The organism is Niveispirillum sp. FG156, from assembly GCF_057809555.1.
In genome coordinates, this window is record NZ_JBMDKE010000017.1 from 85,666 (window position 1) to 109,802 (window position 24,137).

19 protein-coding genes, 1 tRNA gene and 1 riboswitch are annotated in these 24,137 nt (G+C 64.5%); of the genes, 7 read left to right on the forward strand and 13 right to left on the reverse strand.

Annotated features, from left to right (window positions below; genetic code table 11):
- Positions 1–112: 112 nt before the first annotated feature.
- A complete protein-coding gene (locus ACODSP_RS12760; RefSeq protein ID WP_488965954.1) occupies positions 113–562 on the forward strand; it encodes a (2Fe-2S)-binding protein in 450 nt (149 codons plus the stop codon).
- 21 nt (positions 563–583) lie between these two features.
- On the forward strand, positions 584–2,770 hold the full coding sequence (locus tag ACODSP_RS12765) for a xanthine dehydrogenase family protein molybdopterin-binding subunit (RefSeq protein ID WP_488965955.1): 2,187 nt from the start codon (positions 584–586) through the stop codon (positions 2,768–2,770).
- A gap of 81 nt (positions 2,771–2,851) precedes the next feature.
- On the opposite strand, the gene ACODSP_RS12770 is transcribed toward ACODSP_RS12765, so the two are convergent.
- The 7 genes from ACODSP_RS12770 to ACODSP_RS12800 form a co-directional block, all read right to left on the reverse strand.
- Positions 2,852–3,550 (reverse strand): class I SAM-dependent DNA methyltransferase, encoded by a 699-nt coding sequence (locus ACODSP_RS12770; protein WP_488965956.1) that lies wholly within the window; start codon positions 3,548–3,550, stop codon positions 2,852–2,854.
- A 125-nt stretch (positions 3,551–3,675) separates the two neighbouring features.
- On the reverse strand, positions 3,676–4,851 hold the full coding sequence (locus ACODSP_RS12775) for a PQQ-dependent sugar dehydrogenase (RefSeq protein ID WP_488965957.1): 1,176 nt from the start codon (positions 4,849–4,851) through the stop codon (positions 3,676–3,678).
- A 153-nt stretch (positions 4,852–5,004) separates the two neighbouring features.
- A complete protein-coding gene (locus ACODSP_RS12780; protein ID WP_488965958.1) occupies positions 5,005–5,412 on the reverse strand; it encodes a response regulator transcription factor in 408 nt (135 codons plus the stop codon).
- 7 nt (positions 5,413–5,419) lie between these two features.
- Positions 5,420–8,560, reverse strand: coding sequence for an ATP-binding protein (locus ACODSP_RS12785; RefSeq protein WP_488965959.1), 3,141 nt, complete (start codon positions 8,558–8,560; stop codon positions 5,420–5,422).
- A gap of 75 nt (positions 8,561–8,635) precedes the next feature.
- Positions 8,636–9,088, reverse strand: a complete 453-nt coding sequence (locus ACODSP_RS12790; RefSeq protein WP_488965960.1) for a GNAT family N-acetyltransferase — start codon at positions 9,086–9,088, stop codon at positions 8,636–8,638.
- On the reverse strand, positions 9,085–9,486 hold the full coding sequence (locus tag ACODSP_RS12795; RefSeq protein ID WP_158659716.1) for a response regulator: 402 nt from the start codon (positions 9,484–9,486) through the stop codon (positions 9,085–9,087). Before ACODSP_RS12795 ends, ACODSP_RS12790 begins: the two co-directional genes overlap by 4 nt.
- A gap of 63 nt (positions 9,487–9,549) precedes the next feature.
- Positions 9,550–11,946: a response regulator gene (locus ACODSP_RS12800; protein ID WP_488965961.1), complete on the reverse strand. Its 2,397-nt coding sequence runs from the start codon at positions 11,944–11,946 to the stop codon at positions 9,550–9,552.
- A gap of 196 nt (positions 11,947–12,142) precedes the next feature.
- On the opposite strand from ACODSP_RS12800, the gene ACODSP_RS12805 reads away from it, so the two are divergent.
- A tRNA-Ser gene (locus ACODSP_RS12805) sits at positions 12,143–12,230 on the forward strand.
- Positions 12,231–12,253: 23 nt separating this feature from the next.
- On the opposite strand, the gene mfd is transcribed toward ACODSP_RS12805, so the two are convergent.
- From mfd to ACODSP_RS12830, 5 genes are all read right to left on the reverse strand, one after another.
- The gene (gene mfd, locus ACODSP_RS12810; protein ID WP_488965962.1) at positions 12,254–15,877 is read right to left on the reverse strand and encodes a transcription-repair coupling factor; all 3,624 of its coding nucleotides are present in this window, start codon (positions 15,875–15,877) and stop codon (positions 12,254–12,256) included.
- Between the two features lie 97 nt (positions 15,878–15,974).
- On the reverse strand, positions 15,975–16,742 hold the full coding sequence (locus ACODSP_RS12815) for a TylF/MycF family methyltransferase (protein ID WP_488965963.1): 768 nt from the start codon (positions 16,740–16,742) through the stop codon (positions 15,975–15,977).
- Between the two features lie 92 nt (positions 16,743–16,834).
- Positions 16,835–17,785, reverse strand: a complete 951-nt coding sequence (locus ACODSP_RS12820; RefSeq protein ID WP_488965983.1) for an ABC transporter substrate-binding protein — start codon at positions 17,783–17,785, stop codon at positions 16,835–16,837.
- Positions 17,786–17,790: 5 nt separating this feature from the next.
- The gene (locus tag ACODSP_RS12825) at positions 17,791–18,561 is read right to left on the reverse strand and encodes an ABC transporter permease (protein ID WP_488965964.1); all 771 of its coding nucleotides are present in this window, start codon (positions 18,559–18,561) and stop codon (positions 17,791–17,793) included.
- On the reverse strand, positions 18,558–19,328 hold the full coding sequence (locus ACODSP_RS12830) for an ABC transporter ATP-binding protein (protein WP_488965965.1): 771 nt from the start codon (positions 19,326–19,328) through the stop codon (positions 18,558–18,560). Before ACODSP_RS12830 ends, ACODSP_RS12825 begins: the two co-directional genes overlap by 4 nt.
- Positions 19,321–19,425: riboswitch (TPP riboswitch) on the reverse strand. Its footprint overlaps the gene before it by 8 nt.
- A gap of 132 nt (positions 19,426–19,557) precedes the next feature.
- Here ACODSP_RS12830 and ACODSP_RS12835 point away from each other — a divergent pair.
- From ACODSP_RS12835 to ACODSP_RS12850, 4 genes are all read left to right on the forward strand, one after another.
- A complete protein-coding gene (locus tag ACODSP_RS12835; RefSeq protein ID WP_488965966.1) occupies positions 19,558–20,058 on the forward strand; it encodes a DUF4440 domain-containing protein in 501 nt (166 codons plus the stop codon).
- 49 nt (positions 20,059–20,107) lie between these two features.
- Positions 20,108–21,256: an acetoin utilization protein AcuC gene (locus ACODSP_RS12840; protein WP_488965967.1), complete on the forward strand. Its 1,149-nt coding sequence runs from the start codon at positions 20,108–20,110 to the stop codon at positions 21,254–21,256.
- A gap of 36 nt (positions 21,257–21,292) precedes the next feature.
- Positions 21,293–21,787, forward strand: a complete 495-nt coding sequence (locus tag ACODSP_RS12845) for a DUF192 domain-containing protein (protein WP_488965968.1) — start codon at positions 21,293–21,295, stop codon at positions 21,785–21,787.
- Positions 21,788–21,873: 86 nt separating this feature from the next.
- The gene (locus ACODSP_RS12850; RefSeq protein ID WP_488965969.1) at positions 21,874–22,383 is read left to right on the forward strand and encodes a hypothetical protein; all 510 of its coding nucleotides are present in this window, start codon (positions 21,874–21,876) and stop codon (positions 22,381–22,383) included.
- A gap of 9 nt (positions 22,384–22,392) precedes the next feature.
- Here the strand turns inward: ACODSP_RS12850 and ACODSP_RS12855 are convergent, their stop codons facing one another.
- Entirely contained in the window at positions 22,393–24,045 is a 1,653-nt protein-coding gene (locus ACODSP_RS12855; RefSeq protein WP_488965970.1) for a pectate lyase, read from the reverse strand.
- Positions 24,046–24,137 lie beyond the last annotated feature (92 nt).

Below are 24,137 nucleotides of genomic sequence, written 5' to 3' on the forward strand. Positions count from 1 at the left end.
GCTGACATGTTTTGGCACCGCATTTACCGTGCGGAAACAAAATGCCCGTCGCCGGCGGCGGTGGTAGAGCTATCTTGTGACACAAATAATCCCAATGGCAGAGGGTAAGGCGATGATCGAACTGACCATCAATGGCAAGGCACACCGGCTGGATGCCGATCCCGACATGCCGCTGCTGTGGGCCATCCGGGACATTGTGGGCCTGACGGGTACCAAATATGGCTGCGGTGTCGCGCAATGCGGCGCCTGTACCGTCCATGTCGATGGTGTCGCCACCCGTTCCTGCTCCATCCCGCTGGAATCAGTTGCCGGGTCCAAGGTCACGACGATTGAGGCGCTGGGCGGCAATCACCCGCTGCAAAAGGCGTGGGAGGAGTTGCAGGTGCCGCAGTGCGGCTACTGCCAGTCCGGGCAGATCATGTCCGCCGCCGCCCTGCTGACGGATACGCCAAAGCCGACCGATGCCGATATCGATGCCGCCATGGATGGCAATCTTTGCCGTTGCGGCACCTATCCGCGCATCAAGGCCGCGATCAAGCGTGCCGCCGGCGTCGCGTCCTGAAGCGGGAAGGGAGGATAAGCCATGGATAGCCATCTGATCCACGATGCCGACCTGTCCCGCCGCGCCCTGCTGGCCGGTATGGGCGGTCTTGCCGTCGCCATTGCGCTGCCCCTGCCGGTCCTGGCCCAGAATGCGCCGCCGGCCCCGCCGCCGCTGGGCGCTGCTGCTGCCGGGGCCAATGCCCAGGCCGGCATGGTCACCGCCCATCTGGTGGTGAAGCCGGACGGCAAGGTCGTCATCATTTCCCCCACCACGGAAATGGGGCAGGGCACGCACACGGCCCATGCCGCCATCATAGCGGATGAGGTTGGGGTGGATTTCGCCGCCGTATCGGTTGAAACCGCCATCCCCGCCGATGCCTATCGCTGGGGTGGGTCCATGGGGTCGGGTGGCAGTCAGGGGGTGCGCCGCTGGAACGACCATCTGCGCAAGGGGGCGGCCCAGGCCCGCGCCGTCCTGATCCAGGCGGCGGCCAACCGCTGGCAGGTTGATCCCGCCACCGTCACCCTGGATAATGGCCGCCTGACACATGCCCCGTCCAAGCGCAGCTTGGGGATCGGGGAGGTTGCCGAAGACGCCGCGAAGCTGACGCCGCCCGACAATCCCACCCTGCGGGATCCCAAGACCCGGCGCTATGTCGGCAAGGATATCCCCCGCCTGGACATTCCGCCCAAGGTGCGCGGCGAAACCGTCTACAGCATGGATTTCCGACTGCCCGGCATGCTCTATGCCTGCGCCCGTCTGAATCCCGTCTTTTACGGCGACGTTGCCAGTTTTGACGCCGCCCCGGCCCTGAAGGTCAAGGGCGTGAAGAAGGTGGTGAAGATCACGGGTGGCGTGGCCGTGGTGGCTGACAGTGTCTGGGCCGCCATGAAGGGTGCGGATGCCGTCACCGTCACCATGGCCCCCTCGCCGCAGGATGGCATCAACAGCGCCGCCCTGACCGCCGCGATGATTGAGGGGCTGGGCGCCGACAACGCCATTCCCGCCACCGAACGCGGCGATCTGGCGGCGGCCCTGAAATCTGCGGCCAAGACGGTTATCGCCGATTACGCCGTGCCCTATATCTGCCACGCCCCGATGGAGGTGTGGAGCTGCACGGGCCTGTTCAAGGATGGCAAGCTGGAACTCTGGGCCCCGACCCAGGTGCAGGACCGCTCCCGCCGTACCGCCGCCAGCACGCTGGGCATCGATGCGGAGGCGGTGACGGTCAATACCCTGATGCTGGGCGGCGGGTTTGGCCGGCGCCTGATGGATGAGGGCATTCCCGGTGCCGCCCAGGTCGCCAAGGAACTGGCCGGCACGCCCGTCAAATTCTTCTGGCGGCGGGAGGATGAGTTCGAGCGTGGCCATTACCGCCCGGCCCAGATGGCCCGCCTGACCGCGTCGCTGGATGCAAAGGGGCAGGTCACAGGCATGGCCATCCGCATCTCCGGCCCCTCCATGCGGTCGGAATTCACCCCCGGTAGTGTGAAGGAGACGGACCTGGACACCTCCTCGGTTCAGGATCTGTCGAACCTTCCCTACAACCTGCCCAACTTCAAGCTGGACTGGGCGCGCCGGCATGTGCGCGTGACGACGGCCCCCTGGCGGGCCGTGGGCGCCACGCATAATGCCTTCTTCCTGGAATGTTTCATCGATGAACTGGCCGCCGCCGCCGGCAAGGACCCGGTGGCCTTCCGCCGGCAATTGCTGGCTGGGAACAAGCGGGCGCTGGCCGTGATCGATCTGGTCGCTGCCAAGTCGGACTGGGGCAAGAAGCTGCCCAAGGGCCATGCCCAGGGCATCGGCTTCTTCGCCAGCTTCGGTTCCCTGTCGGCCCATGTCGTGGAAGCGTCGGTGTCCGACGGACAACCGAAGATCCATAAGGTCACCACCGTCCTGGATTGCGGCGATGTCGTCCTGCCCGATGGCGCGCGCAGCCAGATGATGGGTGGTGTGGTCATGGCCCTGTCGGCGGGTCTGTATGAGGCGGTGACGGTGAAGGATGGCCGCGCCGAACAGCGCAATTTCGACAGCTACCGCCTGATGCGCCATTCCGAAGCCCCGCCCGTCATTGATGTCCACTTCATCAATTCCGGGGAGGCGCTGGGCGGTGTCGGCGAACCCGGCCTGCCACCCACCTTCCCGGCGGTCGCCAACGCCCTGTCGGCGGCGACGGGCAAGCGGCTGCGGCATTTGCCGTTGGTGGAGGCGCTGCAGGTGTGACGGCAATTCACCAGCGTAGCGCGGATTAGGCGGTAGCCGTAATCCGCGGAGCGACGGTGCCACTCCGCGGATTACGCTTCGCTAATCCGCGCTAAGAACCCGCAGCACCCATATTTTCAGCATCGGTCGGCCCTGGTGGCGTTCCCATTTCGGGTTCAGCGCTGCCAGGGCATCATCGCCCAGAACATCGCGGCTTTCCTCTACTGCCAAGCCGGCGGCATGGGCGGTCGTTTCCACATCCGCCGCACTGTGCGGATATCCGGCCAGCGCCACCTCCTGCCCATCCTCATCCTTGAAATGGGCGAAGGTGCCCGCGGCGGTGCGGTCGGGATGGATTTCGGAGATGTAGAAGGCGGCACCCGGCTTCAGCAGCGCCTTCACCCGCGCGAAGAATCTCGCCAGGTCACCAATATGTTCGATGACCAGGGCGGTCAGCGCCGCATCGAACGGCCCACCGGGAATGTCGATCCCGGCCATAACGTCGCCCTGTATCAAGGTGACAGGCAAACCTGCCAGCTTCAGCGCCCCCTGTTCCAGCATGCCCGGTGACAGGTCCACCCCCGTCACCCGATTGCCGGCCCTGGCCAGCTTCAGCGTATGCCGTCCCGTACCACAACCGATCTCCAGCACATTCAGGCCGGACAGGTGCGCCCAGAACGGCGGAAAGGCCAGATCATCGGCGGCGACCGTCGGGTTGGGGTAGGCGTCATAAAGGCGTGACCAGCGGTTATAGCCGGCCTCATTGGTGGAAACGGTCTGGTCGTGATTGGCATTGGTCATGGCGTGCGTCCCCTGGTTCCCGTTTACCGGTACGGGAAGGGGCGTAGATTTAGGTCCGATCAGCCGGAAAGCAGCGCCACTGCGGGGCTGTAATTATCCAGCCCCGCAGGAATGGTCAATCTCGCTTACTTCCGATCGATGCGCACCAGCTTCCCGTCAGTGCCGGGCGCTTCGATCAGGGCATAGAGGCGGCCATCCGGCCCCTGTGCCACATCGCGGGTGCGCGGCAGTTCGGCCTCCAGCAGGCGTTCAGTCGCCACCACCTTCTCGCCCTCCACATCCAGCCGCGCGATGCCGCCGGCCAGAAGCCCGACGATCAGGTCACCGCGCCAGAAGGGCAGGGAGCCACCGTCATAGAAGGTCATGCCGTTCACGGCCAGCGAGGGCACGAAATACAGCTCCGGCTGCGCCATGCCGGCCTTTTCGGTGCCTTCACCGATCTTTAGGCCCAGGCCATAGGTTTTGCCATAGGTGATGACGGGCCAGCCGTAATTGGTGCCGGGACGGATGATGTTGATCTCATCCCCGCCCTGCGGCCCATGCTCGCTTTCCCAGATCAGGCCGGTGCCCGGCTGGGTCGCCAGACCCTGCGGGTTGCGGTTGCCATAGGTGAAAATCTCCGGCAGCGCATCGCTGCGGCCCGCGAACGGGTTGTCGGCAGGCACGCTGCCGTCGCGGTTCAGGCGGAACACCTTGCCGGCGGCATCCATCAGGTCCTGCGCCCGGTCCTGCGACCCGCGCTCCCCAATGCTGAAATAGATATGGCCCTGATTGTCAAAGGCGAAGCGGCTGCCAAAATGGAAGCCGCTATCGACCAGGGCGCCCTTGTAGAGGACCTTCATGTCCTTGAAGGCGGTGCCATCATCGGTGAAGCGGGCGATGACGGTGCGGTTGCCCTTGTCCTGATCGCGCGGCTTGGCGTCCGGCCCCTTTTCCGCCTTCTCCATGAAGGAGAGATAGACGTAGCGGTTCTGGGCGTAATCGGGGTCCAGGGCGATATCCATCAGGCCGCCCTGCTTGAACTCCTCGATCTTCGGCAGGCCAGCAACCGGTTCCGGCAGCAGCTTGCCATCCTTCACGACACGCAGATTGCCCGTGCGCTCGGTGACCAGAATGCGACCATCGGGCATGAAGGCGATGGACCAGGGCGTGTCCAACCCTTCGGCCACCACCGTCACCTTCACATCATGCCGGTTCTTGGGCGCCGGGAAGGTGGTGAACTCCTTAGGCGCGGCAAGGGCGGCGGTGCCGGTCAGCAGGGTGACGGCAAGGGCGGCCAAGGCCTTCCTGGTCAGGGACATAGGGGCAATTCTCCCGTCGGAACATGAACTTGCCCGCAATGTGGGGTTTCCGCCCCCTTCTGCCAAGGGTAATAATGTTCCCTCATGCGCCGGGCGCCGCTATCCGGCGGCTTGGCTCACGCGGCATGGGCCGCGCGGCGGCAGTCGCCGCCGTTACACCTCCGGTCGCGTCTGAATGGCCACCGTCAGACGTTTCTGGATGTCGGTCAGCGATACCGGTTTCACCAGATAGCCAGACGCCTGATACTGCACCGCCTGCTTCACCAGATCGCTGGTGGCGTGGCTGGTGACCATCACGATGGGGGTGGTGGCGATATGCTTGATATCGACGGAACGGATACGCTGCAGAACCTCGATGCCGTTCACCGGCTCCATCTCAATATCGCACAGCACCGCGTCGGGTTTCAGGCGCGTGATGGAGGCGATGGCCGCCTCGCCATTCTCGGCCTCCGCGATCATGCGCACGCCTGCCTGAAACAGCAGCCGTTTCAGGATACCGCGATAGAACTGGTCGTCATCGACGATCAGGACTTTCAGCTTGGCGAAATCCACATCGGCCATGGTGCCGTCACCCTTTCACAAGTCTGATTTGATGGCGCAGATCCTCAAAGGCCGGCGCGATGTTCCAGCGCAGATCCTGCGCCATGTCCTCGTCCCCCTGTTTCAGGGCTACCTCGATCCGCGCGAACAGGTCGCCCAGGGCAACGGCGCCCACGCCATTGGCGGACCCTTTCAGGGAATGGGCGCCATCCTTGGCTGCCTTGATATCGCCCTGGTTCAACGCATCCTCAACGGCGGCTGCCCGCGCCTCCGCCTGCACCAGGAACTCGTCCAGAAGGGCGATGGCTTCGGCATCCAGATGTCCGAACATTTCCTTCAACCGATTGGGATCGAAGATGGCGGGATCGGTTTCGGGCTTTGCAACGGGCGTCATGGGGGCGGTGGCCACAGGCGGCGCATGTTTCGCCGACACCCGCCGCCGCATTTCCGCCGTCACCGGAGCCCAGCGCAGGATGGCGGCTTCCAGCTTTGCCAGCTCGATGGGCTTGGTCAGGTAATCATCCATGCCGGCATCGCGGCATTTCTGGGCGGCATCGCTGACCGCGTCGGCGGAAAGCGCGATGACGGGGACATGCCGGCCATCGGCGGCGGCCCCTTCATCAACGCGGATGGCGCGGGTCATGTCATACCCGTCCATTTCTGGCATGTGGCAGTCGGTGACCACCAATCCGAAGCGGCCCGTGCGCCACGCTTCCAGCCCCTCCAGCCCATTGCCTGCGATCTCGGCGGCGAAGCCCAGCTTGCGCATGGCCTGCCGGATGACGATCTGGTTGGTGGCATTGTCCTCCACCACCAGGACCAGGGCGCCATTGGCCGCCGCTTCATCCACCTCCGGCGCCTGCCAGACGGTCTCGCTGCTGCCCGTCGTGGCGGTGATGTCCAGGGAGGCGCGGCCATCGGCGGCGGCCACCACCTTGATCAGGCGGGCTTGGCGCACCGGCTTGGGGATGGCGGCGAAGATGCCCTTGGCACGGCCCGCCTCCGACAGGGTGGAGACCAGCAATACCGGCGCAATCAACACCGTCCGCGTTCCCCCCGTACCGTCCGCCAGCCCCAGCCGGCGGGCAATGTCCAGCCCGACCCCGTCGCCCGGATAGGCATCGATCAGGATCGCGTGGAAATGCATGCCGTCATCGGCGGCCTGACGCAGGGCCGCCAGGGCCGACGCCTCATCCGCCATCTCCACCACTTCCGCCTCCCGCGCCGTCAGGCTGCGGGTCAGGCTGGCGCGTTCGGCCGGCAGCCCGCCCAGGACGGCGACGCGCAGGCCCCACAGCGATGGTTCATCCACCGCGCCCTCATCTGCTTTGCCCTCGTCCAGCCGCAGCTCGCACCAAAAGGTGGAGCCTTCGCCCGCTTCCGACGTGACGCCGATGGTGCCCCCCATCAGTTCCACCAGACGCCGGCAGATGGACAGGCCCAGCCCGGTCCCGCCAAAACGGCGGGCCGTGGACCCGTCGGCCTGGGCGAAGGGCTGGAACAGCTTGGCCTGCTGTTCCGGGGTCAGGCCGATGCCCGTATCCACAATCTCCGCCCGCAGACCGACCTTGCCATCGCCCGCATCGGGCATGCGGTTCAAACGGACGGTGACGCCGCCATGTTCGGTGAACTTGATGGCATTGCCGGTCAGGTTCAGCAGCACCTGACGCAGGCGGGTGGGATCGGCCACCAGATGTCGGGGCAGGGCGGGATCGACATCCACGGTCAGGGCCAGGCCCTTTTCCTCCGCCCGGCGGGCCAGAAGATCGCCCACCCCCTCGGCCAGGGACAGGATGTCGGTATCGATCCATTCGATATCCAGCTTGCCGGCCTCGATCTTCGAGAAATCCAGAATATCGTTGATGATGGTCAGCAGCGCGCCGCCACTGTCGCGCACCACCTTCACCATGCCCTGCTGATCCTCGTTCAGCGGGGTATCGGCCAGCATTTCCGCCATGGCCAACACACCATTCATCGGCGTGCGGATTTCGTGGCTCATGGTGGCCAGGAAGGTGGATTTGGCGCGGGTGGCCTGTTCGGCCTCATCGCGGGCGCGGGCAAGGTCCAGGTTGGTGGCGGCCAGGATGTCGGACTGTTTGCGGATGCGGGCATCGGTGCGGCGGCGGAACTCCATGCCGCCGATCAGGCCCAGCAGCAGCAGCGCCACCAGGATGGGCGGCGTGCTTTCCCGCATGACGGCGCGCAGATGGCCCGTGCCATCCTGTGCCATCACCATGCGCCAGGGCGATTTGCGCAGGATATGGCTGGTGAAGGTCCAGCCATCCTTCTCCAGCCGCATCTGGCCGTCGCGGCTGATTGTTTCCTGGATGGCGGCTTTCAAGGCGGCCTCCGGTGGATGCCGCCGCCCCTCGCCATGCGAGACGCCAATCATTTGCCCGTCCGGCGCCACCAGCGCCAGCGTGCCGAACCCGGATGGAAACCCATCCAGCAGGGAGGAGAGATAGCCGACCGTCATATCCAGGGCGACCACGCCCAGATGCCGGTCGCCCTGATAGACGGGCATGCCGATGGTGGCCATCATGCCCTTGCCACCATCATCCTCATACAGTTTGGAGAAGAACAGTTCCCCCGATGGGTTGTTGGCAGGCAACGAGGCCTGGAAATATTCCATTTCCAGGTCCTTGTCGGCAAAGGTCAATTCCGCCGACGCCACGAACGGATAAACGAACTCGAACCGCTGGGCCGAGATGTAATAGACCCAGGGAATATTGGGCAGCCGTCGCTGCGCCTGGGAAAAGGCGGTGTGCAGCGACAGTGCCGCCTCCATCTCCGCCTCAAAATCCGGACCGCGGCTGTTCAGCCCACCCAGACCCGTCATATTGCCGACCAGATCACGCTGATAGGGGCTGGGCGGATTGTCCAGATGGTAGGAACCATCCTCGCCCGCCTGCAGGGCGCGGCGCAGCGGGGTGGGCGGGGCGCCCGGCACCGCCTTGACCAGCCCTTCCTCCATCTGCGCATGCATCAGTTCCAGGAAATCCAGCGCCGTGCCGACCGCCTGTTCCACGCGGCGGGTCACATCCACGCGGGCCGTCTGACGCTGTTCCTCCAGGCGATGATTGGCTTCCGCCATCTGCAGCCAAAGGAAGGTCACGACCGCCGCAATGGCCGCCACGTAAAATAGGAGATGCCGTACCGGTATCCGCACGTCCGCCGCCCCGTTCTCTATCTTCGATAGTGAACGGACCATAAAAATCGCGGAAATTCAACCAGGCGTTCTCTTTTACCGGCGCCACATGGTCACATGCGGAATGCCGCCATCATCATAGGGTGGGCCTTCGGCGGCAAAGCCGAAACCGGCATAGAACTCCGCCAGATGCTGTTGCGCACCAATCTCGATCGGCTGCCCCGGCCATGTCCGGTCCATGAAGTCCAGCCCTTCCTGAACCAGCCGCCGGCCAAGTCCCGTGCCGCGCCCCGCCGGCCCCACCACGATACGCCCGATGAAGGCCGGGCTGTCCCGGTCGGGCCCACGGGCGCGCAGATAGGCAACCAGCGTGCCCGCCGGGTCGGTAACCAGCAGATGCTGGCAAAACGGGTCCAGCCCGTCCAGGTCGGGATAGGGCGACTGCTGCTCCACGATGAATACATCCTGGCGGAAGCGCAGCATGGCGTAGAGGCTGGCAATGTCGAAATCGTCGAAATGCTGCCAGCAAAAATTCAGTTCACTACTCATCGCCGGGTGCTCAACAGCACGGCCAGCTTCTCCCGCAGGCCCACCACCGTCACCGGCTTGGCGATAAAGGCATTCACGCCCAGATCGCGGGCCTTCAGCACCATGTCCTTTTGGGCATGGTTGGTCAGGAAGATGACGGGCGTGCGCCGGCCCAGTTCTTCCTTCTGCCGCAATTGCTGCAGGAAGGTCAGCCCGTCCATGGGCGCCATCTCGATATCGCAGATGATCACGTCGGGCTTGCGTTCCAGCGCCAGGGTCAGGCCGCCGGTTCCTTCATCCGCCTCAAAAATCTGATTGAATTCAAGCTGCTTCAGGATACGGGACACGACGGTCCGGATGAAGGCCTGATCCTCAACGATCAGGGCATTCATACGGCTGAAGCTGCTGAAACCCACCATCGTACTTTTCCCCATGGACGCGCATGTATCCAGGGTCTTGCGACCTCGGACCGTCCTAGTTGACTACAAGGCGTCGATGGCGGCAACCACCCGATCAATCATGCCGGGTATTTTCAGGGCATTTGTGCGCGCATCCGCATAGTCCCCCTGCTTCAGGGACCGTTCGACACTGTCGGCCAGGGCGCCAAGCGCGGGGGCGCCCCCATTCTTCGCAACACCGGCCAGGGCATGAATGCCGCGTCGCGCCGCGTCCATATCGTCGCTGGCAAAGCCCTTCTCCGCCTCTGCCCGCAAGGTGTGGAGAGAGCTGGTGAACTCCGCCAGGAACCCGCGCGCATCGCCATCCAGGCCGCCGAACAGATCAAGGGTCATGGCGGGGTCGAAGATCGCTGCTTCTACCGGGGCCGCTGCCGATACTGCTGTCTGCGCCGCCGTTCCCAGCCAGCGTGACAGGCAGCGTTCCAGTTGCGTCAGGTCCAGCGGCTTGGACAGGAAATCATCCATGCCGGCATTGATGCAGCGCTGATCCTCTCCCGCCATGGCATTGGCCGTCAGGGCGATGATGGGCAGACGCGGCAATCCGTCCTCGGCCTCCCGCGCGCGGATGGCGGCGGTCAATTCATACCCGTCCATCACCGGCATGTTGCAGTCGGTCAGCAGCAGACCATGCGCGCCGGGACGCCAGGCCGCCAGTGCCGCCGCCCCGTCGGCATGGATTTCGACCGCGAATCCAAGGATCGACAGCTGCCGGCTGATCACCATCTGGTTCACGCGCTGATCCTCCGCCACCAGGATCAGACGGCCCTGGGCCGCTGCCTCTTCGGGGCTGGGGGCGGCGATGGCCGCGCGCGGTGCAGCAGCCGTGACCGACGTGCTGCCGGCCAGCCGGTTGGCGGCAACGGCAACGGCCCGAAACAGGGCGGACCGGCGCAGGGGACGGGCCACCAACTGCGTTCCGGCCGGAATGTCGCCCGACCGGCGCGAATCTGCGTCCGCAATCACGACGGCGGGCAGGGGCCCCTCCGGCACCGGCCAGGAGGCACCGCTGCGCCCGGCACAGATGACAATATCCGCCGACGGCGCGCCCGCATCCATGGGCACCGCGCCCGCCTGCACCAGATAGGCGCTGACCGTCTGCGCCAGTTCCGGTTCGGCGATGTCGAGCGCGACATGCAGGCCGGCAATGTCGGCGAAACCTGCCCCATCCGATGTCCCCTGATCGGAAACTTCCAGATCCAGCGTGAACCAGAAGGTGGAGCCGTGGCCCGGCACGCTGTCCAGCCCGATATGGCCCTTCATCAGTTCGATCAGGCGGCGGCTGATGGACAGGCCCAGGCCGGTGCCACCAAAGCGGCGGCTGGTCGATACTTCCGCCTGGGCAAAGGGCTGGAACAGTTTGGTCTGCTGATCCGGTGCGATGCCGATGCCGGTATCGGTGACGGAAACACGGATGCGGGCCACGCCGGGGGCCGCGTCGGGGTGACGCTCTGCCCGGACCATGACACCGCCCTGTTCGGTGAACTTGATGGCATTGCCGGTCAGGTTGAACAGGATCTGGCGCAGCCGCACCGGATCACCCATCAGCGCGGTCGGAATGGCCGGATCGACATGCAGATCGAAGGACAGGCCCTTCTTGCGCGCCGCCGGGGCCAGCGTGTCGGCCACCCCCTCCATGATGGCACCGATATCGACCGGATGCCGGTCGATATCCATGCGACCGGCCTCGATCTTCGAGAAATCCAGGATATCGTCGATGATCCGCAGCAGGGCGCCCGCCGAATCCTGTGCCGTCAGCAGCATGTCGCGCTGATCGGCATCCAGCGGCGTATGGCCCAGCAGTTCCAGCATGCCCAGCACCCCGTTCATGGGTGTGCGGATCTCATGGCTCATGGCGGCCAGAAAGCTGGATTTCAGCTTCGACGCGCTTTCGGCCATGCGGGCGCTGCGGATATTGTCATAGGACCGCAGGCCCGTGATGATGGTGATGAACAGCTTTTCCGAGGTCAGTTCGGTCTTCGACTTATAGTCGTTAATGTCATAATTGACGATGACGTCCCGCACCGGGGCCTGGCCCGGCTGACCGGTGCGCAGAATCAGGCGCGTATCGGTATTGGAAAATTCCTCACGGATGCGGCGCGCCAAGCGCAGGCCGGCATCATCCGTCTCCATCACGATGTCCAGCAGGGCGACGGCAATATCCTCGCGCCGGCGGAAGACATCATCCGCCTCATTCCCCGACCGGGCGGTCAGCAGTTCAAGCGGGCGGTCCTTGTAACGCAGCTTGGACAGGACCAGCCGCGTCATGATGTGCACCTCCTCGTCGTCATCAACGACCAGGACGGGCCAGGGCGGGAGAGGCGGCGGGGTGACAGGGGCCGCGGCGTTCACGCCCTCTGACGCGCCGAACAGCGCATCATCATCTTCCGGGGCGAACAGGTCATCCGCGTCATCACCACCCATGAATGCACAACCTTCCCTGCCAACCTGCCGCGCACTATGCGGAACCAAGTCTAAACGCAACGTTAACCAACAGTCTCGCGGCAAAGCGTCTGCGTCAGCAATGCTAGCAGCATATCAGGGCTTTATGTCGATTTCCCGTGCGAACGCGACAGGGGACTTGCCCCTGCCGCGCGTTTCGGCTAGGCGTGTGCCTGACGGAAGTGTGGCCGAGTGGTTTAAGGCAGCGGTCTTGAAAACCGCCGTGGGGCAACTCACCGTGGGTTCGAATCCCACCGCTTCCGCCACCTTTTCCCTTACATATCCCCGATCACCAGCGCCGCTTCGCCGCACCGAACGGCGGGCGCTTGACCAATGGTTTTGGCGGCGGGGGTGGGGGAGGTGGCGGCGGAGGGGGCGGAAGATCGGCCGTCACCTTCTCTCCGGCGGCCATCTGGGCCAGCGCCTGCATCAAGGTGCGCGCGCCCGCCATTCGGGTTTCGTCGGAATCCCAGGGACGCAGGAAGACCAGCTTATGGTCTGTGGGCCGCAGCTTCGCCGTCCCCGCCTGCTTCTGGATGAATTCCACCAGCTTGGCCGGATTTTTGAAGCTGTTGTTGCGGAAGCCCACGGTGGCCCCCTTCGGCCCCGCGTCCAGATTGGATACGCCCGCGTCCTTGCACAGGCGCTTGATCTCCATCAGGCGCAGCAGATTATCGACCTCCGGCGGCATCTTGCCGAACCGGTCGATCAATTCCACGCCAAACGCTTCCACTTCATCCTTGCTGTCAAGGTCGGACAGGCGGCGGTAAAGGGTAAGGCGCACGCCCAGGTCGGGGACATAGCTTTCGGGGATCAGGACCGGCATGCCCAGCGCGATCTGCGGCGACCAAGCGTCTTCGGCCACCTGCAGGTCCGACAGGCCGCCGCGTGCCGCCTCCACCGCTTCTTCCAGCATCTGCTGGTACAGTTCCACGCCGACCTCACGGATCTGGCCCGACTGTTCCTCGCCCAGCAGGTTGCCGGCACCACGGATATCCATGTCGTGGCTGGCCAGCTGGAAGCCCGCGCCCAGGCTGTCCAGCGTTTCCAGCACATGCAGGCGCTGCTGCGCCGTGGCCGACAGGACCGTCTTGGGCTGATAGGTCAGATAGGCGTAGCCGCGCACCTTGGACCGACCCACGCGGCCCCGGATCTGGTAAAGCTGCGCCAGACCGAACAGGTCGGCGCGGTGGACGATCATGGTGTTGGCGCGCGGGATATCCAGGCCGCTTTCGATGATGTTGGTGGCCAGCAGCACGTCATATTTGCCATCGTCGAAGGCCGTCATCACGTCCTCCAATTCCGTCGCCGCCATCTGGCCATGGGCGGTGATCAGCTTCACCTCCGGCACCAGTTCCTCCAGCCGGGCGCGGACCTTGTCCATATCCTCCAGGCGCGGACAGACATAGAAGCTCTGCCCGCCCCGGTGATGTTCGCGCAGGATCGCCTCGCGGATCACCACGGGATCGAAGGGCAGGACGAAGGTGCGTACGGCCAGACGGTCGACGGGCGGTGTGGCGATCACCGACAATTCGCGCACGCCGGACAAGGCCAGCTGCAGGGTGCGCGGGATGGGCGTGGCCGACAGGGTCAGCACATGCACATCGGCGCGCAGCTCCTTCAGCCGTTCCTTCTGCTTCACGCCGAAATGCTGTTCCTCGTCCACGATGACCAGGCCCAGGCGCTTGAAATCCAGGCTCTTGCCCAGCAGGGCATGGGTGCCGATGACGATATCGACGGTGCCGTCGGACACACCCTGCTTGGTCAGGTTGGCATCCTTGGTGGTGACCATGCGCGACAATTGCCCGATACGGACCGGCAGGCCCGCAAACCGTGCTTCGAACGTGCGGGCATGCTGACGTGCCAGCAGGGTGGTGGGCACGACCACAGCCACCTGACGGCCCGCCATGACGGCCAGGAAGGCGGCACGCAGCGCCACCTCCGTCTTGCCAAAGCCGACATCGCCGCAGATCAGGCGGTCCATCGGCTTGCCCGATCCCATATCCTCGATCACATCGTCGATGGCCCGCAACTGGTCGTCCGTCTCCGCATAGGGGAAACGGGCGCAGAACTCATCCCAGGCGCCATCGGGAATGGGCACGGCATCGGCCCGGCGCAGGGCGCGTTCGGCGGCGATGCGCAGCAGGGCATCGGCCATGTCCTTCAGACGGCGCTTGACCCTGGCCTTGCGCGACTGCCAGCCGACACCGCCCAGCTTGTCCAGGGTGGCGCCTGCCTCCTCGCTGCCATAGCGGGACAGGACCTCGATATTCTCTACCGGCACATACAGCTTGTCGCCGCCATCATAGATGATGCGCAGGCAATCATGCGGCGCACCACCGACGGTCAGCGTCTCCAGACCATCATATTTGCCGATGCCATGATCGATATGGACGACGAAATCCCCAGGGTTCAGCGATGCAGCTTCCGCAATGAAATTGGCGTTGCGGCGCTTTTTCTTTGACCCGGCGCGGACCAGACGGTCGCCCAGGATATCCTGTTCGGTGATCACGGCCAGACCGGGGGCCGTGAAGCCATGGTCCAGCGGCAGGACGATCAGCGCCGCCGTCCCCTTGTCCAGCGTCAGCAGATCGGCCCAGGCATCCACGGCCTTCAGCCGCGTCAGCCCATGTTCTTTCAGCACCGACAGCAGACGGTCGCGCGATCCGGTCGTATAGCCGGCGATGACGGAGGTGCGGCCATCGCGGGTCAGTGCCTCGATATGCTCGCGCAGCACATCATAGACATTGACGCCGGACTGCACACGGGCATCGGCAAAATCGCGGCCCTTGCGCCCGCCGCCATCCACCATGTCCTTGTTGGATGTCTCCCCCTCAATCGCGGCGAAGGGCGAAAGCTGCGCCACCGCGCGTACGGCCAGATGCCGGTCGAACGTGTCGCCATCCAGGAACAGCAGGGACGGGGGAATGGGCTTATAGGCCGGATTGCCGGATTTCTTCTCCGCCTCCACCATGGTGCGGCGGGCGCTGTAGAAATCCTGGATCTGCTCCAGCCGCTCGTCGCGCGCCTGTTCGACATTGGGGTCGAGCGTCACCGACGCGTCAGGCAGATAATCGAACAGGGTTTCCATGGAGCTGTGGAATAAGGGCAGCCAATGTTCCATGCCCGCATGCTTGCGCGCCGCACTCACCGCCTCATACAGCGGGTCGTCATCCATAACGGCACCGAAATGCTCGCGGTAGCCGGTGCGGAAGCGCTGAATCGACATTTCGTCCAGGAACACTTCCGACATGGGCGTCAGCAGGAAGCCGTCGCGCTTATCGACCGTCAACTGGGTCATGGGATCAAAGCTGCGCACCCCGTCCAGATCATCGCCGAACAGGTCCAGGCGCAGCGCCTCCCCGCTGCCGGGTGGGAACAGGTCGATGATACCGCCCCGGATGGCAAACTCCCCCGGTTCCCGCACCGTCTGCGCGCGGATATAGCCGTTCTGCGACAAAAACCGTTGAAGCTCCGCCACGTTGATGCGCGATCCCACCTTGCCGGCGAAGCTGGCATTACGGAAGGCCAGCCGGGGCGGAAGCTTCTGCACCACGGCATTGACGGTGGTCAGCACCAGGAACGGCTTGCCGGTATTGGGGCGCAGCAGCCGTGTCATGGTGGTGATGCGCTGGGCCACGATCTCCCCATTGGGGGAAATGCGGTCATAGGGCAGCACGTCCCAGGCCGGGAAATGCAGCACCTCCACATCCGGCGCGAAGAAGGACACCACCTCTGCCAGCCGCGCGGCGCGGGCATCATCGCTGGCGATGTGCAGCAGGCCCGCCGACCCGCCGCGTTTGGCCAAGGCCGCCAGCAATCGCGCATCCTGCCCGTCCGGCGCGCCGGACAGCAGCATGCGGCGCGGATGGCCCAGGTTAAGGGCGATGTCGGGCGTGGGGATCATGCTCATGACAAGGGCGCTTCACGGCTATCGGCAAGGATGCGGCGGGTATAGCAGGGTTCGTGGCCGATGGGAACAAAAGGGGGACGCATCCCCCAACATGCCGTCAACCCTGCTTCTCGCCAGCCTTGATCCAGAAGACGGCGCAATAATCAATGGGCTGGATATGGTCGGTGATCCCGTGCGCGTCACGGAAATCGTGCACTGCCTGCTTGCAGGCGGGGATGATGTTGTAATCATCGACGATGATCACCCCGCCGGGGGAGACCTTGTGGTACAGGCTGGTCAACCCGTCCATGGTCGATTCATACATGTCGCCGTCAAGGCGCAGCAGGGCCAGTTTCTCGATGGGGGCGGTGGGCAGCGTGTCCTTGAACCAGCCCTTCAGGAACTTCACCTGATCGTCCAGCAGATCATATTTCTGAAAATTGGCCTGCACTTCTTCCAGGCTGATGGCCAGTTCGACGTATTTCGACAAATCGTCGTACTTGGCATCTTCCGGATATTGTTCGGCATTGATGGGCGGCAGCCCTTCGAAACTGTCGGCTACCCAGACGGTGCGGTCGGTCACATTCAGGGCGGCCAGGATGGCACGCATGAAAATGCAGGCACCACCGCGCCACACCCCCGTTTCGATCAGGTCGCCGGGGATATTCTCCCGCACCACATGGACGACGGCGTCACGCAGATTATTCATCCGCTTCTCACCGATCATCGTATGGGCCTTCAGGGGCCAATCATGGCCCACCTCACGGTGAAACCGGCTGAACGGCTGGCCATAGGGGCCGCAGCCGGGGTCCTCATAGATCAATCCCGTCAGACACTTCTTCATCAACTCGATGTAAAGAAGACGGGGATCGGTCTGCACCATCATGGAACCTCAAGGCTGGGGCGGCGGCCGGAACGGCGGACAAGGCCCGGTACCATGTCTGCTTGTTCCGGCCTGATCCTGTCAAGCGCACCAGCTCACTTTACCTCAACCGCGTAGGTCGCGACGTCCGGCGTGGTCTTGATCAGGCCGCGCGCCTTGAGGAACTGCGCGAACCGGTCATAGCGGGCATTGTCCAGGGCGCGCGGGCTATGGGCGAAGCGGGCGATGCTGTCCTTCCAGGCGCGCTTGTTCAGCTCCGTATCCAAATCCTTGCGGCCCTTGATAAACAGGCCCCAGGCCTCGTCCGGATGGTTGATCAGGAACTGGGTGCCGCGTTCCACGGCGTTCAGGAAACGGCCGATGCGCGGGTCATTCACCTTGTTCTTCGCGGTAATGAAGACCAGCTCGTCATAGGCGGGCACGCCCTCTTCCTCGGGGAAGAAGGCCCGGCCTTCCTTCTTCTCAATCGCCATCTGGTTCAGTTCGAAATTGCGGTAACCGCCGACAATGGCGTCCACCTGACCCGTGAACAAAGCCGGCGACAGGGAGAAATTGACGTTGATCAGGGTGATGTCCTTCAGCGACAGGCCGTGCTTTTCCAGCATGGCGCCCAGCAGCGCATCCTCGAACCCGCCGACAGAGAAGCCGACCTTCTTGCCCTTCAGGTCCTTGATGGACTTGATCGGCCCATCCTTCAGGACGATGACACTGTTCAGCGGCGTGGCGACCAGGGTGCCGACGCGGACCACCGGCAGGCCGGCATCGACCTGCAAATGCAGCTGCGGCTGATAGGACACGGCGATATCACCCTGGCCGGCGGCGACCAGACGCGGCGGGTCGTTGGGATCGGCGGGCGCGATCATCTCCACCGTCAGGCCTTCCTCCTTGAAGTAGCCCTTTTCCTGCGCGACATAGAGCGGGCCATGGTCGGGGTTCACGAACCAGTCCAGCAGCACCGTCATCTTGTCCTGCGCCAGGGCGGGCAGGGTGCCTGTCGCACTGGCGGTCATGGCGGCGGCCACGGCCACCGCGCGCATCCAACGCATCTTCATCATCTCTCTTCCTTGCTCATCACGCTGTCAGGCAGCCAGGGCAATGCCCGGCGAACGGTAAGATCGACCAGCAGCCACAGGCCAACGGCCAGCAGCGCCAGAATGAAAAGGGCGGCGAAGGTCAGGTCCGTCTGCACCCGCGCCGTGGCGTGCAGCATCAGGTAGCCCAGCCCCGCCGACGCCCCGACCCATTCCCCCACCACGGCCCCGATGGGGGCCACGGCGGCGGCCATGCGCAGGCCGGAGCCGAGCGCCGGCAATGCCGCCGGCATGCGGATATGGCGCAATACCGCCCAGGGGCTGGCCCCCATGGTTCGGGCCAGATCAAGCCAGCCGGGATCGGTGCGGCGCAGCCCGTCGAAGAAGCTGGCGGTGACGGGAAAGAAGATGATCAGGGTGGCCATCGCCACCTTGGACGCCATGCCATAGCCCAGCCACAGCACCAGCAGCGGGGCAATGGCAAAGACCGGCACCGCCTGGCTGGCCAGCAGCAGCGGCAGCAGCCAGCGCCGGGCCGCCACCGATGCCGTCAGGGCCAGCGCCGCCAGCCCGCCGCAGACCGTGCCCAGGATCAGGCCCAGCACAATCTCCAGCAAGGTATAGCCCGCATGGCCGGCCAGCAGCGCCCAGTCGTCGACCAGACGCAGCGCCACCCGTTCCGGCCCCGGAAGGATGAAATGCGGCAGATCCGCCAGCCGCACCAGCAGCGCCCAGGCCAGGATCAGCCCCGCCAATGTCACGATAGCGCGCAGGAAACGACCTGCCCTCATGCCGCCTCTCCCCCGCCGCGCAGGCGTGACAGCAATTCACCCTGCAGCGTCAACAACGCGTGTTGATCCGGCGGGCGCGGCGTGTCGCCAACCGGGGTCAGCGGTGTGGAGAGCCGTGCCGGACCACCGCTCAACACCAGCACCTGATGCCCCAGGCGCAACGCCTCCATCGGGTCATGCGTCACCATGATGACGGTACGGTCGCACAGAAGCCGCGCCGCCAGATCCTGCATATCCAGCCGGGTGATGGCGTCCAGCGCTGAAAAAGGCTCATCCATCAGGACGATGGGCCGGTCCTCGAACAGGGTGCGGGCCAGGGCCGCGCGTTGCCGCATGCCACCCGACAGGGCATCGGGCCGGTCGCCCGCGCGGTCCCCCAGGCCGACATTGTTCAGCAGGGCCATGGCCCGCGCCCGGTCCGTGGCGCCGACCCGGCCCCCGCGCAGCGTGACGCCCAGCGTCACATTCTCCAGCACGCTGGCCCAGGGCAGCAGCAGATCCTGCTGCCCCATCCAGGCGATGCGACCGGACAGCGGTTTGCCATCATCGGCGGTGACGCTACCCGTACCGGCCAAAAGCCCCGCGATCAGCCGCAGCAGGCTGGACTTGCCAACCCCGCTGGGGCCCAGCAGGCAGGTGGTCATGCCCCCCGGTGCGTGCATCGACAGCCCGCTGAACAACAGGCGCCCGCCAAAGCCGATGGCGGCGTCGGAAACCTGAATGGCGGGGGCGGGCGGGGCCGCAGCGGGCCCCGGAACATCAATCATGGATCACTGTCCCTACGCCGGTATCAGCCGGATCAGGTTCCAGGGGTCGTCCCGTACAGGACCTCTCAGCCGACCATCGGCTCCCCCCAGTGAGGTTGGTTGGTTATGGCAAAGCACCGCAGGGGCCGCAAGGAAATGATTGGAACCCTGACGATCCCCCTGGTCGGCCCTTGGCCATGCGGACCGGATGCGGTTGAGTGAAGGTCCATCGATTGTGGAGGCCGTTCTGATGCACCGCACCTTGTTGATCGCCGCCCTGCTTGCCGGCCTGTCGCTTCCGGTTTCGGCGGCGACATTGCCGGAAGGCCCGGCCCTGCGCGCCACCATTGAAAAGGTCGATGCCGAATTCTTCGACCTGTTCTTTGAACAATGCGATCCCGCACGGGCCGCCGCGTCACTGACCACCGATTTCGAGATGTATCACGACAAGGACGGGGAAGTGGCACGCTCGGGCGCCGACATGGTCAAGCTCTATACCAAGCAGTGCGAGGGGCGAAAGGCGCCTGACGCGTGGCGGTCACGGCGCGAACTGGTGGCGGGCAGCATGACCCTGCACCCGATTGCCGGCGTCGGTGTGTTCCAGCAAGGCGAACATGTCTTCTATGAGCGGCAGGGGAACGGGCCGGAAAAGCTGGTGGGAAGGGCCAAGTTCAGCCAGTTCTGGCGGCTGGAGGTCGACGGCTGGAAACTGGCGCGGGTCTTTTCCTACGATCACGAAGCCATTAAATAACTTTCCGCCTCTTGTGCCATGCGGCGGCGCAACATAAGTTGCATTCATCATGCCCGACAGCGCTGCCCCGCTCCTCTCATCCGTCGCCACGACCCGCCCGCTTTACCTGGGTGGTGAAATCTATCGCCATTCCAGTTACGGCAAGAAACACCCGCTTTCCATTCCGCGCGTGTCGGTGGCGACCGATCTGGCCCGCGCCATGGGCTGGCTGGATGATGCCGTCTATCTGGACAGTCCGATGGCCACGGCGGAACAGCTGGCCCGCTTCCATGACCGCGATTATATCGCGGCGGTACAGCGGGCGGAGCGGGATCAGAAAGTCGATCTGGATACGGCCCTGCGCTATGCGCTGGGCAAGCTGGAAAACCCGGTTTTCCCGGAAATGTACCGCCGTCCCGCCATCGCCGCCGGTGCCGCCATCCTGGCCGCCGACCTGGTGCGCGATGGCGGGGTGGTGCATTCCCCGGCCAGCGGCACCCACCATGCCCGCCCCGGTCGGGCCAGCGGCTTCTGCTTCTTCAATGCGCCGGTGCTTGGCATCATGGCGCTGCTGGATCAGGGGCTGGACCGTATCCTCTATGTCGATCTCGACGCGCATCATGGCGATGGGGTGCAGGATGCCTTCCATGATGATGAACGCGTCCTGACCATCTCCACGCATGAGGAGGGGCGCTGGCCGCACACGGGCAAGCTGGATGATCGTGCCGGTGGCATGGCGCGCAATATCCCGCTGCCCGCCGGCGTGAATGATGATGAATTCCGCCATGTGGTGGAGGAAGCGATCATCCCGCTGGCCGTTGCCTATCGGCCCCAGGCCATGATGATCCAGACAGGGGCCGACGTCCTGGCCGATGATCCCCTGTCGCGCCTGTCCTTGTCCAACCGCGCGCTGTGGCGGGCGGTGGGCGATCTGGTGGGGCTGGCCCCGCGCACCATCGTGGTGGGCGGCGGCGGCTATAATCCCTGGTCGGTGGGGCGTGCCTGGGCCGGCATCTGGGCCGTGCTGAACGGGATCGACCCGGCAGAGGCTCCGCTGACCCCTGCCGCGGCGGACGTCCTGAAATCCCTGACCTGGGACCGGCGGGAGGGGCGCAATCCGCCCCGCCGCTGGATGGAAACGCTGGTCGATCCGCCGCATGAGGGGCCGATCCGCGACATGGTGCGGCAGGCCGCAGCATCCGTGCGCGACCTGTGGTAAGGTCTGGCTTACTGTAACCCAGCGCCTGGAACCATCATGCTGCTGCGCCGTCTGGCCCTTGCCCTGCTGCTGTCCCTTTCCCCCGTCATCCTGCCCGGCGCCATGCCCGATGCCGCCGCCCAGATGGGGCCGCAGACGGGACTGAATCGCGACACGCTGGTGATTGAAACCAAGGGCGGCCAGCGCCACAGCTTCAATGTCGATCTGGCCCTGACCCCGCAGCAGCAGGCTATCGGCCTGATGTTCGTGGAGAAGATGGCGGATGAGAAGGGGATGCTGTTCCTGAACGATCAGGAAGGCAAACTGTCCTTCTGGATGAAGAACACCCTGATCCCGCTGGATATCATCTTCATCGATGCCAACGGCTATATCCTGAACATTCAGCATGGCAAGCCGCTGGACCTGACGCCGCTGCCATCCGCCGGGGCGGCGCTGGCGGTGCTGGAACTGAATGGCGGGCTGTCGGCCAAGCTGGGGATCAAGGCGGGTGACCGGCTGCTGCATCCCGCCTTCGGGGTACGCCGTCCGTAACCATCATGCGCCACGCGGGCAACTGACGCCCTGAAACGCCCGAAACCAGCGCATTTCCAAACGGATACGGCGTGGTAAAATCGGGTATGGCATTCTATACGTCCCCTTTGCAGCGACTGCCCACGCCGGTGACGCCGCCGTCGAAGGATCGTCACGTTCTGGGTGTCAACAGGATTGAGGAACGGCAGCGGCGGGAGGAAAAGGGACGGGAAGGGCGCAGCCTTCGCCATCGCCTGATCGACCTGGTGATGGACGAGGTCGAAAGCCTGCCCGACCTGACCACCCCGCAGAAGCAGCGTATCCGCAACAATCTGGGCCGCTTCGCCGACCGGCAGCCCGACCATCCGCCGGACCACCCGCCGCCGCCGCCGCCAACACCCGATCAGACCCTGGCCGCCATGACGGCGGAGGAGGAGATGCCGGCAGAAGCCCCGGCCCTGCCGGCGGTCGGCGATGGGGTCGATGCGGTACAACTGGCGCAGCAGATTCAAATCCTGCTGGGTCTGCATAGCGAACGGGCCACCAAGATTTCCAACTATATCCATGCCCTGATGGCCGTCACCCCGGACAGCCATCAGGTGGATCTGGATATCTGACGCCGGCCCTTATTTCCCCAGCGCCTTGATCAGTTCGCCCATATTCTTGACGAAGGCTGCGGTGGAGATGCCTTCCACCGGGTAATCGGCATTGTAGGGGGAGGTGTCATACAGGTCGCCCACACGCGTCGCCCGGTATTCGCCCCCCGTCGGCGTGGCCGGCCCATCGCCGATATAGGGGTTCGATACGGCGGTCAGCTTCACCGGCCAATATCCGCGCGGGTTCAGGCCCCGGATCAGATCGGCCAGCTTGTCGGCACCTGCCACCTTTTCGGCATTGTCGGTCTTCATCATGTCGAAGACATCGACATCGCGCAGCGTGAAATAGCGGGGCAGCTTGTAGGTGCCGGGCTTGGCCAGCATGGGCGAGCCCTTGGAAATCTCTTCGCCCTTCGTGGCCGCCAGCTTCTGATATTCCGCACGCAGGGCGGCGGTGTCGATGGACCGGAAGGACCCGTAATGGGCAATCACCTCATTCGGGCTGTCGCTGGTGTAATACTCACCATTGACCACGTTCGACCCGCGCCGATGCAGATATAGCGGCTTGTCGCTGCCAATTGCCAGGAAGGTCGGGTGCGTGCGGCCCTGGGTGCGCAGGCTGGGCGGTGACTGCACCTTGTCCAGCCAGTCCAGCGCCTCTGGCACCCGTGCCAGATATTTCGCATCGCCGGTCAGGCGGTAGAAGCTCAACAACTGCTTGATATTGTTGGCCGTCGTATGGGTGGCGAAGGCTTCCGGTTCATAGGTGCGTGCACCCGCCGGCTTCAGGTCGGTGGTGCGGTGCTGTAGACCCCAGGCGGGCTGCGGCTGCGGCTGCTGCGTGGCGATGAAGATATCCATGCCGCGCCGGATCGGGTCGATCAGCTTCTTATCGCCCAGCACCTGATAGGCGAAGACCAGCACCTCCAGGTTCTCACCCGACACGTCATCATTGAAGGTGATGTAGCCGGTATAGTCCGGCTTGCCATGCAGGCCGCCATCCTTGACCAGGGGGAAACGCTGTGGCCAGCCGCCAGTGGGATATTGGGCATTCAGGATGAAGCCCAGTGCCTTGTCCAGCGCCTTCTTGATGCCCCTGTCCTTCTTCTCCAGGTACAGGCGCAGCAGGAACTGCGTCGCCTCGGCGGTACCGGCATCGTCAAAGGTGCCGTTGCCGTAATAATGGTGGAATTCCTCCATCCGCCAGGCATTCTTGCCATAGGTGTCGTACCAGCGCTTCAGCGAGTCTTCACCGGCTGTATCGATGACATAGTTCCAGCCACCGCTTTCCAGCTGTCCCTTGATCAGCGCGTCCGCCGTCTTCATGGCGGCATCCAGGTACCAAGCGTCGCCCGTGGCGTGCCAGGCATCCAGGAACAGGTGCCCCATGGTGGGCGTGCCCGGCGGCTGTACCCAGATCATGGTCTTGTTGGCTTCCAACTCACCCCAGCGGCGGGAGAAGTCGGGCAGATACTGCCAGACATAGCCGCCATTGACGGCAGCCTCATCCATCATGAACGTGGCTGCCCGCTTCATGGTGGCCAGGATTTCCGCGCGGCTGGGGGCCTGCACGGCCTCCTGTGCGGCGGGGCTGCTGGTGGCGGTCTGGGCATGGCCGGGCAGGGCCAGCATCAACGGCAGGCAGGCACAGATCAGGGCACGCTTGAAAGCGGCGATGGTCATTCGAACGTCTCCGGGCTTCGCTCCATGGATGGCTCTGCCGGCCATCTCTCAAGCCCCGAGTAAATCACACATGACACCGGTTTCCTAGTGCG

Excerpts from the sequence above, each read along its gene's own strand:
- ACODSP_RS12760 (WP_488965954.1), top strand. The coding sequence starts at position 113 with ATGATCGAACTGACCATCAATGGCAAGGCACACCGGCTGGATGCCGAT.
- ACODSP_RS12765 (WP_488965955.1), top strand. The coding sequence starts at position 584 with ATGGATAGCCATCTGATCCACGATGCCGACCTGTCCCGCCGCGCCCTG.
- ACODSP_RS12770 (WP_488965956.1), bottom strand. The coding sequence starts at position 3,550 with ATGACCAATGCCAATCACGACCAGACCGTTTCCACCAATGAGGCCGGC.
- ACODSP_RS12775 (WP_488965957.1), bottom strand. The coding sequence starts at position 4,851 with ATGTCCCTGACCAGGAAGGCCTTGGCCGCCCTTGCCGTCACCCTGCTG.
- ACODSP_RS12780 (WP_488965958.1), bottom strand. The coding sequence starts at position 5,412 with ATGGCCGATGTGGATTTCGCCAAGCTGAAAGTCCTGATCGTCGATGAC.
- ACODSP_RS12790 (WP_488965960.1), bottom strand. The coding sequence starts at position 9,088 with ATGAGTAGTGAACTGAATTTTTGCTGGCAGCATTTCGACGATTTCGAC.
- ACODSP_RS12795 (WP_158659716.1), bottom strand. The coding sequence starts at position 9,486 with ATGGTGGGTTTCAGCAGCTTCAGCCGTATGAATGCCCTGATCGTTGAG.
- ACODSP_RS12800 (WP_488965961.1), bottom strand. The coding sequence starts at position 11,946 with ATGGGTGGTGATGACGCGGATGACCTGTTCGCCCCGGAAGATGATGAT.
- mfd (WP_488965962.1), bottom strand. The coding sequence starts at position 15,877 with ATGAGCATGATCCCCACGCCCGACATCGCCCTTAACCTGGGCCATCCG.
- ACODSP_RS12815 (WP_488965963.1), bottom strand. The coding sequence starts at position 16,742 with ATGATGGTGCAGACCGATCCCCGTCTTCTTTACATCGAGTTGATGAAG.
- ACODSP_RS12820 (WP_488965983.1), bottom strand. The coding sequence starts at position 17,785 with ATGCGTTGGATGCGCGCGGTGGCCGTGGCCGCCGCCATGACCGCCAGT.
- ACODSP_RS12825 (WP_488965964.1), bottom strand. The coding sequence starts at position 18,561 with ATGAGGGCAGGTCGTTTCCTGCGCGCTATCGTGACATTGGCGGGGCTG.
- ACODSP_RS12830 (WP_488965965.1), bottom strand. The coding sequence starts at position 19,328 with ATGATTGATGTTCCGGGGCCCGCTGCGGCCCCGCCCGCCCCCGCCATT.
- ACODSP_RS12835 (WP_488965966.1), top strand. The coding sequence starts at position 19,558 with ATGCACCGCACCTTGTTGATCGCCGCCCTGCTTGCCGGCCTGTCGCTT.
- ACODSP_RS12840 (WP_488965967.1), top strand. The coding sequence starts at position 20,108 with ATGCCCGACAGCGCTGCCCCGCTCCTCTCATCCGTCGCCACGACCCGC.
- ACODSP_RS12845 (WP_488965968.1), top strand. The coding sequence starts at position 21,293 with ATGCTGCTGCGCCGTCTGGCCCTTGCCCTGCTGCTGTCCCTTTCCCCC.
- ACODSP_RS12850 (WP_488965969.1), top strand. The coding sequence starts at position 21,874 with ATGGCATTCTATACGTCCCCTTTGCAGCGACTGCCCACGCCGGTGACG.
- ACODSP_RS12855 (WP_488965970.1), bottom strand. The coding sequence starts at position 24,045 with ATGACCATCGCCGCTTTCAAGCGTGCCCTGATCTGTGCCTGCCTGCCG.